Origin of the sequence: Amycolatopsis pretoriensis (assembly GCF_900107925.1) — a bacterium.
GTDB lineage: Bacteria > Actinomycetota > Actinomycetes > Mycobacteriales > Pseudonocardiaceae > Amycolatopsis > Amycolatopsis pretoriensis.
Window position 1 is genome coordinate 58,704 of sequence record NZ_FNUJ01000020.1, and the last position, 15,399, is coordinate 74,102.

General features: G+C 71.6%; 15 protein-coding genes. 11 read left to right on the forward strand and 4 right to left on the reverse strand.

All coding sequences use genetic code 11. From position 1 onward, the window contains the following. Nucleotides 1–126 precede the first annotated feature (126 nt). Nucleotides 127–834, reverse strand: coding sequence for a Crp/Fnr family transcriptional regulator (locus tag BLV96_RS48010; protein ID WP_086672277.1), 708 nt, complete (start codon nt 832–834; stop codon nt 127–129). A gap of 74 nt (nt 835–908) precedes the next feature. Between BLV96_RS48010 and rnhA the strand changes: the two genes are divergently transcribed. The 5 genes from rnhA to BLV96_RS48035 all read left to right on the forward strand — a co-directional run bounded on the left by rnhA (nt 909) and on the right by BLV96_RS48035 (nt 6,636). Next, entirely contained in the window at nt 909–1,370 is a 462-nt protein-coding gene (gene rnhA, locus BLV96_RS48015; protein WP_086672275.1) for a ribonuclease HI, read from the forward strand. Nucleotides 1,371–1,411: 41 nt separating this feature from the next. After that, nucleotides 1,412–1,786, forward strand: a complete 375-nt coding sequence (locus BLV96_RS48020; RefSeq protein WP_086672272.1) for a YchJ family protein — start codon at nt 1,412–1,414, stop codon at nt 1,784–1,786. A 90-nt stretch (nt 1,787–1,876) separates the two neighbouring features. Beyond that, nucleotides 1,877–2,155 (forward strand): hypothetical protein, encoded by a 279-nt coding sequence (locus BLV96_RS48025; protein ID WP_244181006.1) that lies wholly within the window; start codon nt 1,877–1,879, stop codon nt 2,153–2,155. 49 nt (nt 2,156–2,204) lie between these two features. Beyond that, nucleotides 2,205–3,437 carry a hypothetical protein gene (locus BLV96_RS48030; protein WP_086672270.1) on the forward strand — a complete coding sequence of 411 codons (1,233 nt, stop codon included), beginning with the start codon at nt 2,205–2,207 and terminating at the stop codon, nt 3,435–3,437. A 121-nt stretch (nt 3,438–3,558) separates the two neighbouring features. Then, nucleotides 3,559–6,636 carry a glycosyl hydrolase 2 galactose-binding domain-containing protein gene (locus tag BLV96_RS48035; RefSeq protein WP_208608550.1) on the forward strand — a complete coding sequence of 1,026 codons (3,078 nt, stop codon included), beginning with the start codon at nt 3,559–3,561 and terminating at the stop codon, nt 6,634–6,636. Between the two features lie 52 nt (nt 6,637–6,688). On the opposite strand, the gene BLV96_RS48040 is transcribed toward BLV96_RS48035, so the two are convergent. Further along, on the reverse strand, nt 6,689–8,089 hold the full coding sequence (locus tag BLV96_RS48040; RefSeq protein WP_086672268.1) for a carboxylesterase/lipase family protein: 1,401 nt from the start codon (nt 8,087–8,089) through the stop codon (nt 6,689–6,691). Between the two features lie 73 nt (nt 8,090–8,162). Between BLV96_RS48040 and BLV96_RS48045 the strand changes: the two genes are divergently transcribed. The 3 genes from BLV96_RS48045 to BLV96_RS48055 are packed head-to-tail and all read left to right on the forward strand — an operon-like array spanning nt 8,163 to nt 11,184. Beyond that, entirely contained in the window at nt 8,163–8,570 is a 408-nt protein-coding gene (locus tag BLV96_RS48045; protein ID WP_086672266.1) for a nuclear transport factor 2 family protein, read from the forward strand. A gap of 33 nt (nt 8,571–8,603) precedes the next feature. Then, nucleotides 8,604–10,487, forward strand: a complete 1,884-nt coding sequence (locus BLV96_RS48050; protein WP_244181007.1) for a Na+/H+ antiporter — start codon at nt 8,604–8,606, stop codon at nt 10,485–10,487. A gap of 10 nt (nt 10,488–10,497) precedes the next feature. Then, on the forward strand, nt 10,498–11,184 hold the full coding sequence (locus tag BLV96_RS48055; protein ID WP_086672262.1) for a histidine phosphatase family protein: 687 nt from the start codon (nt 10,498–10,500) through the stop codon (nt 11,182–11,184). Here BLV96_RS48055 and BLV96_RS48060 read toward each other — a convergent pair. Together BLV96_RS48060 and BLV96_RS48065 are read right to left on the reverse strand one after the other, a co-directional pair. After that, entirely contained in the window at nt 11,168–11,914 is a 747-nt protein-coding gene (locus tag BLV96_RS48060; RefSeq protein WP_167379974.1) for an ABC transporter permease, read from the reverse strand. The genes BLV96_RS48055 and BLV96_RS48060 overlap by 17 nt on opposite strands. Nucleotides 11,915–11,930: 16 nt before the next feature. Continuing rightward, complete coding sequence (locus tag BLV96_RS48065; RefSeq protein WP_086672259.1) at nt 11,931–12,392, reverse strand: MmpS family transport accessory protein; 462 nt, start codon at nt 12,390–12,392, stop codon at nt 11,931–11,933. A gap of 201 nt (nt 12,393–12,593) precedes the next feature. On the opposite strand from BLV96_RS48065, the gene BLV96_RS48070 reads away from it, so the two are divergent. The 3 genes from BLV96_RS48070 to BLV96_RS48080 all read left to right on the forward strand — a co-directional run bounded on the left by BLV96_RS48070 (nt 12,594) and on the right by BLV96_RS48080 (nt 15,369). Then, complete coding sequence (locus BLV96_RS48070) at nt 12,594–13,361, forward strand: helix-turn-helix domain-containing protein (protein ID WP_086672359.1); 768 nt, start codon at nt 12,594–12,596, stop codon at nt 13,359–13,361. A gap of 106 nt (nt 13,362–13,467) precedes the next feature. Beyond that, nucleotides 13,468–14,445 (forward strand): LacI family DNA-binding transcriptional regulator, encoded by a 978-nt coding sequence (locus BLV96_RS48075; RefSeq protein WP_091390477.1) that lies wholly within the window; start codon nt 13,468–13,470, stop codon nt 14,443–14,445. Nucleotides 14,446–14,787: 342 nt separating this feature from the next. Further along, entirely contained in the window at nt 14,788–15,369 is a 582-nt protein-coding gene (locus BLV96_RS48080; protein WP_091390480.1) for a MerR family transcriptional regulator, read from the forward strand. Nucleotides 15,370–15,399 lie beyond the last annotated feature (30 nt).

The following is a 15,399-nucleotide window of genomic DNA, read 5'->3' on the forward strand; positions in this document are numbered from 1 at the left end:
AGACGTTCACGGCAAAGCACTCCCCGACCTCGCTCGAAAAACGGGAATCCGGCCGGTCGGCATCTGTTTCTTTTCCGGCCGGAACCCAGGATCCCGCCGGGGCGGGGTGTGCTCAGAGGACCGTTGTCACGGGTGTTGTGTGCCGTTTGGCTCAGAACGGGCGAAGTTGCGCAGGACGCTCGGCTTGCGGATGAGGATCCGGCGGCGGCCGGTCTCGACGATCCCCCGCTCCCGCAGCACACGCAACGTTCGTGCGACGGTACGCCGTGCGGCGCCGATCTGCGAGGCGATGTCCTCCTGGGAGAACGCGGCCTCGATGAGCACCCCTTCCGGGACGCGCTTGCCGCGCTCCTCGGCCAGCCTGACCAGGAAGACCGCGACCCGGCGGCTGACGTCGAAGGCGGCGGAGCCGATCCGGGCCGACTCGGCGTCGCGCAGCCGGGACGCAACGGTCTTGATCGTCGCGATGGCGATTTCGGGGCGCGTGTGCAGGACGTCGACGAACTCGGCGCCGGTCAGCTGGACGACGGTGCAGGGCTCGATAGCGCGCACCGACGCCGACCGCGGCCGGCCGGTGACGGCGGCGAGGTCGCCGAGCACCTCGCCCGGGCCGCGCAGGCCGAAGAGCACCTCACGGCCGTCCTCGACGATCATGGAGACGCGCACCCAGCCGGAGACCAGCACGTGGACGTGGTCGGTGGGGTCGCCCTGCATGAGCAGGGCGTCGTTCGCCCGGAACCGGCGGCGGGTGCCCCGGGCGAGCAGGTAGTCGCGATCGGCATCGGCGAGGTAAGCGAGGAGCGCACCCTCGCCCGCGTCGTCGTGCCCGCTCATGGTTCCCCTCCGGAGGTTCACCGTAACCCGGCGTGGCAGCTCCCGGCGAGGGTCGCGACCGGTAGGGTCGCCGCGTGGACGTGGAGATCTTCACCGACGGCGCGTGCAGCGGGAACCCGGGACCGGGCGGCTGGGGCGCGGTCCTCCGCTACGGGCGGCACGAGCGCGAGCTGTACGGCGGCGAAGCCACCCCGACGACGAACAACCGGATGGAGCTGACGGCGCCGATCCGCGCGCTGGAGAGCCTGACCCGGCCGTCGCAGGTCCGCGTGTACACCGACAGCACGTACGTGCGCAACGGCATCATGCAGTGGCTCCCGCGGTGGAAGAAGAACGGCTGGCAGACGACGGCGCGCGAGCCGGTGAAGAACGCCGACCTGTGGCAGCGCCTGGACGCGGCGGCGGGCGCGCACGAGGTCGAGTGGCTGTGGGTCAAGGGCCACGCGGGACACCCGGAGAACGAGCGCGCCGACCGGCTCGCGGTGCGCGGGGCCCAGGAGGCGCGGGAGTCCGGGAAGCCGGTCAACGCCGGTTAGTCCTCAGTAGACGGTCGCGGCGGCCGTGGGATGATTCCGGGATGACTTCGTGCCCGTGCGGTCTCGCCGAGTCCTACGCCGCCTGTTGCGGCCGGTTCCACGACGGTGGCCTCGCGGCGCCGACGGCCGAGCTGCTGATGCGCTCGCGGTTCAGCGCGTTCGCCGTGGGGGACACGGCGTACCTGCTGCGCACGTGGCACCCGGACACCCGACCGCGCCGGCTCGCGCTCGACCCCGGTCAGGAGTGGACGCGGCTGGAGATCCTCGGCCGCACCGGCGGCGGCCTGCTGCACACCGAGGGCACGGTGGAGTTCCGGGCGCACTACCGCCACGGCGGCCGTGAGGGGTTCATGGAGGAGAACAGCCGCTTCCGGCGCGCGGACGGGCAGTGGGTCTACCTGGACGCGGAAGCCTGATGGGCACTGCCGCCGCCGGCGTGGCCGGCGCCTCCTCGGCGTCCTCGTCGGTGGTCTCCTCCAGCACCTGCTCGCCGCGCGCACCCGCCGGTGGCAGCGGGAAACGCGCTCGCCAAGCTGAAGCAGACCGTCTACGCCGAGTACTTGCGCTCGATCAGCGCCAGCTACGGTCAGGCGATCGCCGGCGAGCGGAGCCTCGCCGGCACCACGGTTTCCCGGGCCGCCAGGAAGCTCACGACCATCGTGCTCGCCGTCCACTCGCGGGTCGCCGCGGGCGACGGCGTCGAGGAAGCGATCGTGGCCGCCGTCGACGAGGAGCGGCTCGCCTTGGTCGAAATCTTCAAGACCGATCTCAAGATCGAACCGTAGCCGGAAACCCGCCCCGCGAAACACCTCCGTCGTGCTAAACAAAGCGGCGATGGGAAAACTGACGCGCCGCGCCCGGGCCAAAGCGGACTACCTCGGCTTCATCGGCGCCCGGGAGTGGCCGCTCGCTGCCTCTGGCCTCGGCGTTGTGCTCGGTGTCGTCACCATCCTGCCCAGCGCCGTCGGGGTCGTGCTCTCCGTCGTCGCGCTGGCCCTCGGGGTCGCCACCTTCACCCGCGATGTCCGGCTGCTGCGCCGGCGGTGGGCCGGGTTCGCCTTCACCTCCATCGCCGCGCCCTTCCCCACCGCGGAACTGCCGCCGCCGTCCGCCTATCCGGCGTCGGATTACCTCGCCGTTCCTTCGCGGGGAACCGCGCTCGTCAGCGACGCGATCGACCAGGATCTCTGGACCGAGCACCACACCGTCGACGTCGCCGAGGAGCCCTACCGGCTGCCGCCCGCGCTCAAAGCGACCGCTCCCCACGTCCTCCCACTGCGGGCCCGCGGCCGCCTGCTCTTCAACGGTCCCATCGTCGGCATGCGCGGCGATCCGCTCCCCGCCTCCGGGGCGCGGCCCGCGCCCATCCGGTTGCACCGCGCCCGGTTCTTCGACGCCGTCTGCTCGAACGAGCTCGGCACGCTCCGCATCACCCGCGCCGGCACCGGCGAGGAGTACGACCTGCGCAAGGCCGAGCTGACCGGCACCGACGGCACTCTCCGCGAGCTCGGCAGCAGCACGCTCGCCGACCTGATCGGCGTCTCGACGGTCGCCTTCACCACCGACGGCAAGCTCGTCACCGTCCGGCAGTCCTCGCTCAACGCCGTGAGCGGGCTGCTGCTGGCGCCCTCGGGCAGTGGCTCGCTCGAGCCGAAGGACCTGCGCACGCCGGACGGCGGCCCGCGGCGGTTCCTGCACACCGCGATCCGGGCCGGCATGGAACGCGAACTCTGCGAGGAAAGCGGGCTCACGCCCCAGGACGTCCGCGAAACCAAGGTCGCCGGGTTCGCGCGCTGGATGGAACGCGGTGCCAAGCCGGAGTTCTTCGGCGTGACCGAGCTGGCGGTCGACAGCACCGAAGTCGCCTCACGTCAGCCGGTCAGCGGCGAACGCCTCTACAGCGCCGGGCTGACGCTCTTCGACGTCGACCTCCCGGCGATCGGCGCCGCGCTGGCCGGCGGTGTCCCGCTCAGCGAAGCACTTCCGCAGCGGATCTGGGAAGACGGTTCGCTGCCGCTCCTGCTGGCCTTGCGCGCCGCGGCGGCGTGGCAAGCGGCTCGGGTCTGACCGATTCGCCCCTGTTCCCGGCGTGACCGGACCGCTACGATCGTCCGCAATTGTTAGGAAAGTTCCCTAACGATGGGCATGCTGTTCCCCCACGCCGCCGTGGTGCCTAGGAGGCGCGCTAGTGAGCTATCGGCAGAAGAGAACCCGGACCCTCGTGGCGGCGGCGGTGCTCGCCGTCGCCGTGAGCGGGGCGACCGTCCCGGCGGCGACCGGCCAGGAGCAGGCCAGAGCGGTGGTCACCGCCGCGGCGCCCGCCACCGCCGTTCCCGGCTTCCTGATCCAGACCTCGGCCCAGGTCGGCGACGACTCGGCCGTGTCCAAGCCGGGGTACAACACCAGCGGCTGGTACCCGGTCGGCCCGCGCTCGACCGTCTACGCCGGCCTGCTGGCCAACGGCAAGTACGCCGACCCGTTCTACTCCACCAACATGAAGAACGTGCCGACCGCGGACTTCCAGGTCCCGTGGTGGTACCGCACCGACCTCACGGTCACCGACACCACCCAGCGCACCTACCTCGACTTCAGCGGCGTGCTGTCCAAGGCCGACGTCTGGGTCAACGGGACGCGCGTCGCCGACAAGACCCAGGTCACCGGCGCCTACACCCGCCACGACCTGGACATCACCGCGCTGGTGAAGGCCGGCACGAACAGCGTCGCGTTCAAGGTCTACCCCAACGACCCGAACAAGGACCTGTCGATGGGCTGGATCGACTGGGCCCAGACCCCGCCGGACCAGAACATGGGCATCGTGCGGGACGTCCTCGTCCGGCGCAGCGGCCCGGTGGCGCTGCGCGGCGGCCACGTCGTGACGAAGCTGACCGGCCTGAGCCACGCGGACCTCACGGTGAAGGCCGACGTCCGCAACGACTCGGCGGCCGCCGTGTCCACGACCGTCTCCGGCACGGTCGCCGGCAAACCGATCAGCCAGACGGTGAGCCTGGCCGCGAAGGAGAAGAAGACCGTCACCTTCGGCACGGTCGGGATCGACAACCCGCAGGTCTGGTGGCCGGCCGGGATGGGCGGGCAGCCGCTCTACGACCTCGACCTGGCCGCGAACGTCGGCGGGACCGCGTCGGACACCTCGCACTCCAGCTTCGGCGTGCGCACGGTGACGGCGAACAAGAACTCCAGCGGCGGCCGCTCCTACACGATCAACGGGCGCCCGCTGCTGATCAAGGGCGGCGGCTACTCGCCGGACCTGTTCCTGCGCTGGAACGAGCAGTACGCGGCCGACAAGCTCGCCTACGTCAAGGACCTCGGGCTCAACACCGTGCGCCTGGAGGGGCACATCGAGCCGGACGAGTTCTTCGACCTCGCCGACCGGATGGGCGTGCTGACGCTGCCCGGCTGGGAATGCTGCGACAAGTGGGAGGGCCAGGTCAACGGCGACGAGAAGGGCGATCCCTGGACCGCCGCCGACTACCCGGTCGCGAAGGCGTCGATGACCGCGGAGGCCGAGCGCCTGCGCGACCACCCGAGCGTCATCTCCTTCCTGATCGGCAGCGACTTCGCGCCGGACGCGACGATCGAGAAGAACTACCTCGACGCGCTGGGCGCCGCGGACTGGCCCACCCCGGTGGTCCCGGCCGCGTCGGCGAAGTCGTCGCCGCAGCTCGGGTCGTCGGGCATGAAGATGAACGGCCCGTACGACTACGTCCCGCCGAACTACTGGTACGACAAGGCGCACACCGATCTCGGCGGCGCGTGGAGCTTCAACTCCGAAACCAGCGCCGGGCCGGACATCCCGACCATGGACACGCTCAAGCGGATGATGTCCTCGAGCGAGCTCGACACGATGTGGAAGAACCCGTCGGCCGCGCAGTACCACCGGTCGTCGTCCTCGACCTTCGCCAACCTGAAGCTCTTCGGCAACGCGCTGACCAGCCGCTACGGCAAGCCGGCGAGCCTCGACGACTTCGTCCGGAAGGCGCAGCTGGCGCAGTACGAGAACGTCCGCGCCGAATTCGAGTCGCACTCGCGCAACTTCAGCGACAGCTCGAACCCGGCCACCGGGATCATCTACTGGATGCTCAACAGCGGCTGGACGTCGCTGCACTGGCAGCTGTTCGACGCCTACCTCGACCAGAACGGCTCGTACTTCGGGGCCAAGAAGGCGAACGAGCCGCTGCACATCCAGTACTCGTACGACACGAAGTCCGTCGTGGTGGTCAACCACAACCACGACGCGGCGTCGGGCCTCACCGCGTCCGTGAAGCTGTACAGCCTGGACGGAACGGAAAAGTACAACCAGTCCAAGGCCGTGTCGGTGGGCGGTGACGGCGCCAAGACGACCGCGCTGACCATCGGTTCGGTGAGCGGGCTGTCGACGACGTACCTGGCGAAGCTGGTCCTCAGCGACTCCTCGGGCAAGGAGGTCAGCCGGAACGTCTACTGGCTGTCCACCAAGGCCGACACGCTGAACTGGGACTCGAGCGACTGGTACTACACGCCGCAGTCGGCGTACGCGGACCTGTCCGGGCTGAACGGCCTGGCCCAGGTGTCGCTGGGCTCGACCGCGACGTCGACCACCAACGGCGACGGCACCACGACGACCAAGGTGACGCTGACGAACCCGGCGTCCGGCAAGGTGCCGGCGTTCTTCGTCGACGCGCACGTCCTCGACGCGGCGGGCGCGCCGGTGCTGCCGGTGCGCTGGACCGACAACCAGGTCAGCCTCTGGCCGGGCGAGTCGACGACGCTGACGGCGACGTACCGGATCGCGGACCTCAAGGGCGCCAAGCCGTCCGTGCGGGTCGCGGGCTGGAACACCGGGACGAAGACGATCCCGGCGGACGGCACCACCGGCCCCGGCCCGGGCAACCCGGTGGACTACCAGGCCGAGGACGCCACGATCACGAACGGCGTCGCGGAGTCCAACCACGCGGGCTTCACCGGCAGCGGGTTCGTCAACTACGACAACGCGACCGGCAGCGCGGTGGAGTTCACCGTGAACGCGGCGTCGGCGGGCAGCACGAACGTCGTCCTGCGGTTCGCCAACGGCACCACGGTGAACCGGCCGATGGACCTCTCGGTCAACGGTACGAAGGTGGCGTCCGGGGTGGCGTTCGGCGGCACCGGGAACTGGGACACGTGGCAGACCGTCACGATCCCGGTGACGCTGACCGCGGGAACCAACAAGATCAAGGCGACCGCGACGACCGCCAACGGCGGCCCGAACGTCGACAAGATCACCGTCTAGCCCAAGTCCGTGAATGGCACATTCAGGGCTTAAGTGTCCGTGAATGTGCCATTCACGGCTTTACGGGGGAGTCCCAGAGGAGGCGCTGGGTGCGGTCCGGGTCGGAGACCGTCGTGGAGACGTCGTCGAAGAGGTGCGTGACGCGGTCTTCCGTCGTGTAGCGGGGCCAGCCCGGGTTGCCGGTCGTGATGAACCGGACCCACGCGTCGAACATCTCCGTCGCCATCGCCTGCATCCGCTCGGCCGTGAACGTCCGGCCGGCGAAGAGGAACCGCCAGTTCTTGTTGCGGATGTCGTCGAACACGAGCGGCAGGTCGAGCCCGTGCGGGGCGCCGAGTCCCTTGCCACGCGGGGCGATCCGCCAGTCCAGCCGGTACATCCACGCGTCCGGCTGCTTCTCGGCGAAGCGAATCGCCGGGATCCACCAATCCCCCGCGGTCAGCGCGCGATTGCGGATCTGGTCCTCGGGCCAGTCGAGTAGGTCGTCATACGCTGCGACCGCCTTCTCGACAGCGGGTGCGTCCAGCATCGTCGAGCCGACGCCCAGGAGCTTCGCGCCGCCCGACTGCAGCCAGCTGAACAGGTCTTCCTCGTCGGCCGTGGTCCCGATGAGCAGCGGGACTTCGCGGACGCCCTCCAGTGGCCGTCGCGGCAGCAGCTCGTCGCCGACGACCACGCGGTAGGTCACCTTGGTCCCGGAAACCGCCGAAACCCGTTGCTGCGCTTCGAGAATCCGCTTCACGGGCAGCGTCGCCAGGTCCGAAGGCGCCGCGTCCAGTTCGGACAGGACGGACGAGGCGATCTCCGCGCCCTCGGCGGGAGTGTGCACGACCGAGCCGACGCCGGTGCCGCTCTGCACGATCGCCTGGTGGACGAGCCCCCGGGTGGCGGGCACGGCCAGCAGCGTCCCGACGGTCCGGCCGCCGTTGGACTGCCCGGCGAGCGTGACGCGGCCCGGATCGCCCCCGAAGGCACCGATGTCGTCGCGCACCCATTCCAGGGCGGCGACCTGGTCACGCAGGGACAGGTTCGATTCGGCGACGCCGGGCAGGTGCAGCATCCCGAGCACGCCGAGCCGGTAGGCGACCGTCACGACGACCACACCGGCGCGGGCGTACGCGGAGGCGTCGAACTGGTGCGGCGCGCCCATCACGCCCCCGCCGCCGTGGATCCACACCAGCACCGGGTACGAGCCGGGTTCCGCGGGGGCGTAGACGTTCAGGTAGAGGCAGTCCTCGTCCCCGGTGAAGCCGCGCCCGGTCAGCTCGGGCTGCGGCGCCCGGGGCGCCCACTTCGTCGCGTCGCGTTCCCCGGTCCACGACGGCACCGGCCGGGGCGCGCGGAACCGCAGCTCCCCCACCGGCGGCTCGGCGTAGGGCACGCCCAGGAACGTCCGGACTCCGTCGCGTTCGGACCCGCGCAGGGCGCCGGCCGCGGTCTCCACCGTCGTCACGAACCCAGCCTAGGAGCTTGCCCTGGAGTGCGCTCCAGCGTGTTGACTGGGCCACACACACTGGGAGGGAACCATGAGCGCGTCCGAAAACAAGCAGCTCCTCGAGTCGGCGTTCGACGCCTGGGCCACCGGCGACATCCGGCCGCTGATCGCCGCGATGGCCGACGACGTCACCTGGACCGTCAGCGGGCACAACAGCTGGTCCGGCACCTTCGCCGGCAAGGACTCCGTCCGCCGCGACCTGCTGGGCCCGCTCGGCGAGCAGTTCGAGGGCACCTACACCAGCACGGCGAGCCGGTTCGTCGCCGAAGACGACGTCGTCGTGGTCGAAACGCGGGGCAGCGTCGCCACCAAGACCGGACGGCGGTACGACAACCGGTACTGCTTCGTCTTCCGGCTCGAAGAGGGCCGGATCCGCGAGATCACCGAGTACATGGACACCCAGCTGGTCGCCGAGGTGCTCACCGAGCTGGCCCGGTGACGCCCGCCGCGACCCCGGGGTGATGATTACCCCGTGCACATAGCGGCAGAGATAGTGGCGCTGGTCGTGACCGTCCTCCTCGTCAGCGCGGGAGCGCGGCGGCTGGACTGGTCCGCCCCGCTGTGCCTGATCGTCGTCGGCGTCGCCGCCTCCTACGTCCCCGGCGTGCCCGAGTACCACCTCGACCCCGAGGTCGTGCTGCTCGGCCTGCTGCCGCCGCTGCTGTACTCGGCGGCCATCCAGACGTCGCTGGTCGACTTCCGGAAGAACCGCAGCGCCATCGGGCTGATGTCGGTCGGGCTCGTCGTGTTCACCACGCTCGGTGTCGGCGTGGTCGCCTGGGCGGTGATCCCCGGCCTCCCGCTGGCCGGCGGCATCGCGCTCGGCGCCGTCGTCGCACCGCCGGACGCGGTCGCCGCCAGCGTCGTCGCCCGCCGGGTCGGCATGCCGCGCAAGCTGATCCGGCTGCTCGAAGGCGAGAGCCTGTTCAACGACGCCGCCGCGCTGGTCGCCCTCCGCACGGCCATCGCGGCGCTGGCCGGGTCGGTCAGCCTGTGGCAGGTCGGCGCCGACTTCTTCCGCGCGGCCATCGGCGGGGCCGTGGTCGGGCTCGTCGTCGGGTTCGCGGCGGCGTTCGTCCGCGCCCGGCTGAACGAGCCGGTGCTCGACACCGCGCTCTCGTTCGCCGTCCCCTTCATCGCCTACATCCCGGCCGAGGCGATCCACGGCTCCGGCGTGCTCGCGGTCGTCATCGCCGGGCTCATCCTCGGCCACAAGGCGCCGCAGATCCTGTCCGGCTCGACCCGGCTGGCGTCCCGGCTGAACTGGCAGACCATCGCGTTCCTGCTGGAGAACATGGTCTTCCTGCTGATCGGCCTGCAGCTGCGGCGGATCCTCGCCGAAGTCGGCGAAAGCGGGCTGTCGCTGGCGATGCTGACCTGGATCTGCGTCGCCGTGCTCGCCGCGACCATCCTCACGCGCGTGCTGTGGATGGCCGGGATCGGCACGGTGAAGCGGGTGGAACGGCACCTGCTGCCGAAGAAGCCGCGGGCGAAGATCTGGCCGTGGCGCTACTCGGCCGTGATCGCCTGGGCGGGCATGCGCGGGGTGGTCACGCTCGCCGCGGCGTTCGTGCTGCCCGCGGACACCCCGCAGCGGGCCGTGCTGGTGCTCGCGGCGTTCGTCGTCGTGGCCGGCACCCTGGCCGTGCAGGGCATGACGCTGCCGCCGCTGATCCGGAAGCTGCGCCTGCCGCGGCCGGACCCGGCGGAGGACGCGCTGCAGGAGGCGGCCGTCCTGCACGACATGACCCGCGCGGCGCTGGCCAAGCTCGAAGAGATCCGCACGGACGACGACCCGCCGGAGATCATCCAGCGCCTGCGCGACCGGCTGCAGCACCGCGCCGACTCGGCGTGGGAGCAGCTCGGCCGGCAGAGCGCGCTGGCCGAGACGCCGAGCGACGCCTACCGCCGCCTGCGCCTGGAGCTGCTCGACGTCGAGCGGCGCCAGTTCCTCAAGGCCCGCGACAGCGGCAGCGCCGACGACGACGTCCTGCGCAAGGTCCTGGAGCGGCTCGACATCGAAGAGTCCATGCTGGACCGCGACGAGGAAGAACCCGACGTCGAAGGCCGCGAGCTGCGGACCCCGGCCGCGACGGCCGGCTCGTGCAAGCACCTGGCCCACGAGTGGGTCGAGAAGGACCCGAGCTCGCCGGACACGTGCGCCGCCTGCATCGAAGAGGGCACGACCTGGGTGCACCTGCGGATGTGCCTGAAGTGCGGGAACGTCGCCTGCTGCGACTCCTCGCCGCGGCGGCACGCCACCCAGCACTTCCACGAATCGCGGCACCCGGTGATGCGCAGCTTCGAGCCCGGTGAGACGTGGCGGTGGTGTTTCGTGGACAAGCAACTCGGCTAGGGTCGGGGCCATGAGCACCCCGGAGCAGGAGATCGAGTACCGCCAGCACCGCTTCAGCCCGCCGCCGGGCGCGACGGAGATCTTCCTGGTGCGCCACGGCGAGTCCGCTCCGGCTCGTGGGGAAAACCCCTTCACCCTGGTCGAGGGCCAGGCCGACCCGGAGCTCGCGCCCGACGGCCGCGACCACGCCCGGCGCGTCGGCGACCGGCTCGCCGGCGAGCGGATCGACGCGATCTACGTGACGACGCTGCGGCGCACGGCCGAGACCGCCGCGCCGCTGGCGGAGAAGCTGGGGCTCACCCCGGCGGTCGAACGGGACCTGCGCGAGATCCACCTGGGCGACTGGGAGAACGGCCTCTTCCGCAAGTACAGCGCCGACGGCCACCCGATCATCGAGCGGCTGTGGGCCGAGCAGCGCTGGGACGTGATCCCGGGCGCCGAGTCCGACGAGGCGTTCGGCGCCCGGCTGCGCGGCGCCCTGACGCGGATCGCCGCGGCCCACCCCGACCAGCGCGTCGCGGTGTTCACCCACGGCGGCGTGATCGGCGAAGTGTTCGCGCAGGCGGGCCGTTCGGTCGAGCGGTTCGCGTTCCTCGGCGCGGACAACGGCTCGATCTCGCACCTGGTGGTGCACGGCGACACCTGGATCATCCGGCGCTTCAACGACACCGCCCACCTGGCTACGCCGCTCGGCTGAGCTTCCCCGCCGCGACGAACTGCACGGTCACCAGGATCGAGACGGCTTCCGCGGCCAGCAGCCCGATCAGCACGAGCACCTGCGTCAGCCCCGCTTCGACCGGCCCGGCGCCGCCGAGCAGCACGCCGACGTAGGCGCCCGGGAGCGTCACCAGGCCGACGGTGCGGGTCTGGTCCAGCGCCGGGATCAGCGCGTGGCCCGCCGACGGGCGGCAGATCTCCAGCGCGGCCGGCCGGGGCAGGAAGCCGAGGGCGAGCGCGGCTTCGTATTCGCCGTGGCGGGCCTCGAGCTCGTCGAGCGCGCGCCGGGCGGCCTGCGACGTCGCGGTCATCGCGCCGCCGATGACGATGCCGGCGATCGGCACGACCGCGATCGGCTTCGGCGGGACGACTCCGGCGCCGAGGACCAGCGCGAGCACCGGCACGACACCGGCCGCGATCGCCAGCGCCGTCCACGGCAGGTTCGCCCAGCGGCCCGCGCGGCGCGCCGACGTCACCGCGGCGATGCCGAACATCAGCAGCACGAACAGGCCGGTCAGCGGGGCCGAGCGCAGCACGGCGGTGATCACGAACGACACGAGGGCCAGCTGCGCGACCGCCCGGACGGCGGCGATCAGCACGTCCCGCCCCCGGCCGAGCCCGCCGAACCGGACGACCGCGGTGGCGGCGACGGCGAGCAGGACCAGCACCGCCACGAGGGCGGGCCCGAAGCGGATCGCGGCGTCGTTCACGCCGCTCATAGTGCCGTCAGACGGCGCAGGCGAACTGGCGGCCCGGCTCGGCGACGGTCTTCTCGGCGACGACGGCCCCGTCGACGAGGATCCGGCAGCGCAGCTCGCCGGGACCGGGGTTCCGCGCGGCGACGCTGTAGAACTCGGTGCGCCCGACCGGGCCGACCCGGGTGAACGCGGCCGACCACGGCGTGCCGACCTCGGCGTGCTGGGTCAGCACCGAGCCGGCGCCGGCGTAGGTGACGTCCCGGGCGCCGTGCGCGCCGAGCAGTTCGTAGACGACGGAGTGGCTCACCGTGGCGACGGCGGCCGGCACGACCGGCGCGGCGACCGGCTCCACCTTGGCCGGCCCGCGAGCGGACCGCGGCACGACGAACGACGTCACGGCGAAGGCCGCCGCGAGCACACCCAGGACGACCACGACGCTGCCGGCCGACCTGGCGCGGCCCGGGTCGCGGTTCGCGGTGTGAGCACCCATGAAGAGGTCTTCTCTCGTCGCGCGCACTCGCGTCGAGTGCGTCGACCTCTATCTCGCCGTGACCTCACCGCGCGTTAGCCGTTACCCGCCGGGTTTCACCCGAACGGGTGCCACCCGGTTTTTGTCGGTGCCCGGGTGCATGATCGGGGTGTGTATGAGGAGGCGGCACCACCCCGGCGGCTGGCAGGCGTGGCGCGCTGTGTGTGGCGATCGGCATCGGCGGGCCCGAAGCGGATCGTCCCCGACGGCTGCCTGGACCTGGTGGTGGGCGACGGCGGGGTGTTCATCGCAGGCCCGGACACGGCAGCGTGGTCGTCGGTGACGCGGCCGGGAGCGGAGTTGCGGGGCGTCCGGTTCAGGCCGGGGCACGCCCCGGCGGTGCTGGGCGTGGCGGCGGACGAGCTGCGGGACCGGCGGGTGTCGTTGGGCGAGTTGTGGGGGCCGGCCGGGGAGGTGCTGGCGGAGCGGTTGCTGGCGGGTGAGCTGTCGCCGGCGGAGGCGGTGGCGTCGCGGCTGCCGGAGGCAGGGCCGGCCGATCGGGCGGTGGCGGAGCTGATCGAGCGGTTGGACGCGGGGGCGGCAAGGGTGGCGGAGGCGCGCCTGGCTCGTGGTCAAGCCGATCCAGCGCGAACCAAAGTGCAGTCCGGCAGTTCCAGGCTTTCACCCGATCTCGCGGCCATCCGGCTCGAGGAACCCTCCGCCGTGAGCGAGCGGCGCCTGCGGCGGCGGTTCGTCCAGGCCGTCGGGTACGGGCCGGCCACCTACCTGCGCGTCGCCCGGTTCCAACGGGCCGTCGCGCTCGCTCCGCGCGTTCCCGGCCTCGCCGCGCTCGCCGTCGCCGCCGGGTACTCCGACCAGGCGCACCTCAGCCGGGACTGCCGGGCCCTCACCGGGCTCACCCCGCGCGGCTACTTCACCCCACCCTCCACTGTGGACGCGGCGGAGCGTGACCGGCTCCGTTCGGCGTAACCCCCGCCGTCATCCGGTCGGGAGCCATAACACCGGGAGGTAAGCGGACGGTAAACGACCCTCGGCAGCGCTATCCTCCCCCTCGACCAGTGATCAGGGAGGGCGTGTGGCCACCATCAGCGACGTGGCGGCGAGGGCCGGCGTCTCCACGGCGACCGTGTCGCGCGCGCTCAACGGGAAGTCCACTGTGGACCCCACCCTCGCCGCGCGGGTGCAGGAGGCGGCCGCCGAGCTCGGGTATCACCCGAACGGGCTGGCCCGGAACCTGCGCCGGCAGGAGACCGCGGTCCTCGCGCTCATCATCTCCGACGTCGAAAACCCGTTCTTCACGGCCATCGCGCGCGGTGTCGAGGACCTCGCCCAGCGGTCGGGCTACTCCGTCGTGCTCTGCAACTCCGACGAGAACGAGGACAAGGAGCGCCGCTACATCGAGGTCGCGCTGCAGGAGCGGGTCGCCGGGGTGGTCTTGTCGCCGACCGGCCGGTCGACGAACGTCGAGGGCCTGCGCCGCCAGGGCACGCCGCTGGTCGCGGTCGACCGCCCGCTGCCGGCCGACACGGGCGACCAGGTCCTGGTCGACACGCGCCACGCGGCCGCCGAAGCCACGCGGCACCTGCTGGCGGGCGGCTACCGCCGCGTCGGCTGCCTGACCGGCCCGGCGGGGGTCCGCACGGCCGACGACCGCCTCGCCGGGTACGCCGACGTGGTCGGCGAAGCGGCCGTCCTGGCCCGGCGGGCGGAGTACCGCGCCGAGGGTGCCCGGCTGGCGGCGCTGGAACTGCTCGACGAGCCGTCCCCGCCGGACGCGCTGCTGGTCGCGAACAGCACGATGGCGATCGGCGTGCTCGAGGCGCTGTCGTCGCGTGAGCTGCGGCCGGGCCGCGACGTCGGCATCGTCTCGTTCGACGACGCCCCGTGGACGACGCTCATCGACCCGCCCCTGACGGTGGTCGCCCAGCCGGCGTACGAGGTCGGCCGCGTGGCGGCGCAGCTGCTGCTGGCCCGGATTTCGGACGGCGGCCGCGAAGCCACGACCACGACGCTCGAAGCGACGCTGATCGAACGGAAGAGTTCGCGCCGCTGACGCGAGGATCGGCACGGGAGCGGAGCGACGTGCCCGGGGGCCGGCTCGTGCCGGGCCCCCCAGGCACGCCCCACCCCCTGTGTCCCCCATGACCGGCGCGAACCGCCGGATCCTGATGAGCACGGAGCGGAAATCGTTTACTCACACGGAACGTAAAGCCGCGCAAGCACCCTGTCAAGCCTGGACATCGTCGCCCGATGCCGTCAGACTGACCGGAAGTTGCCTACTCAACGTGTTGACTGATGTGCGTTAAGTGTCGATCTCTGGTGAATTCACCCACAGATAGGGCAAGAAAACGCACGAACCCGCACACGCGCGCTGTTTCGGGTTAGTCTGAACCGCATGTCTGTAGCGCTGGAGAACATCCTCGCCAAGGCGGGCCTGAAGGTCGACGCGAACGAGTTCCTCACGCTCGTCGAAGACGCGGCGCGCAGACTGTCCCCACCGAACCCGGATCCCTCGCACTACTTCTCGGCCGACCAGCGGGCCGCGCTCGCCGACGTCGGCCTGGACCTCTCGCCGCGCCGGGAAGGCGAACCGGACTTCCGCGCCCGCACGGTGGCCGCGCACGCCGTCCTCGCCGAAGGCGCGCTCAGCGTCAACGAAGCAGCGAAAACCCTCGGCGTCGACGACAGCCGGATCCGGCACCGCCTCAAGGAAGGCAGGCTGACCGGCTGGAAGGACGGCGGCTGGCGCCTCCCCGCGTGGCAGTTCGCCGGCTCGGGTGTGCTCCCCGGCCTCGAAGTCGTGCTCAAAGCCCTCCCCGACGACCAGCCCGCGCTGGTCGTCGCCGCGTTCATGAGCACACCGCAGCCCGACCTCGTCATCAACGAGCACCCCGCGACCCCGCGGCAGTGGCTCCTCTCCGGGGGTGACCCGGACCACATCGCCCGCCTCATCGCCACGCTCGGCTCGCCGTTCTAGGCTGGAGCCTCCCCGAGCAAGATCACCGAC

What these genes read in the sequence shown, in the direction of transcription:
- BLV96_RS48010 (WP_086672277.1), bottom strand. Translation starts at nt 834, where the DNA reads ATGAGCGGGCACGACGACGCGGGCGAGGGTGCGCTCCTCGCTTACCTC.
- BLV96_RS48020 (WP_086672272.1), top strand. Translation starts at nt 1,412, where the DNA reads ATGACTTCGTGCCCGTGCGGTCTCGCCGAGTCCTACGCCGCCTGTTGC.
- BLV96_RS48030 (WP_086672270.1), top strand. Translation starts at nt 2,205, where the DNA reads ATGGGAAAACTGACGCGCCGCGCCCGGGCCAAAGCGGACTACCTCGGC.
- BLV96_RS48045 (WP_086672266.1), top strand. Translation starts at nt 8,163, where the DNA reads ATGAGCGCGTCCGAAAACAAGCAGCTCCTCGAGTCGGCGTTCGACGCC.
- BLV96_RS48055 (WP_086672262.1), top strand. Translation starts at nt 10,498, where the DNA reads ATGAGCACCCCGGAGCAGGAGATCGAGTACCGCCAGCACCGCTTCAGC.
- BLV96_RS48065 (WP_086672259.1), bottom strand. Translation starts at nt 12,392, where the DNA reads ATGGGTGCTCACACCGCGAACCGCGACCCGGGCCGCGCCAGGTCGGCC.
- BLV96_RS48080 (WP_091390480.1), top strand. Translation starts at nt 14,788, where the DNA reads ATGTCTGTAGCGCTGGAGAACATCCTCGCCAAGGCGGGCCTGAAGGTC.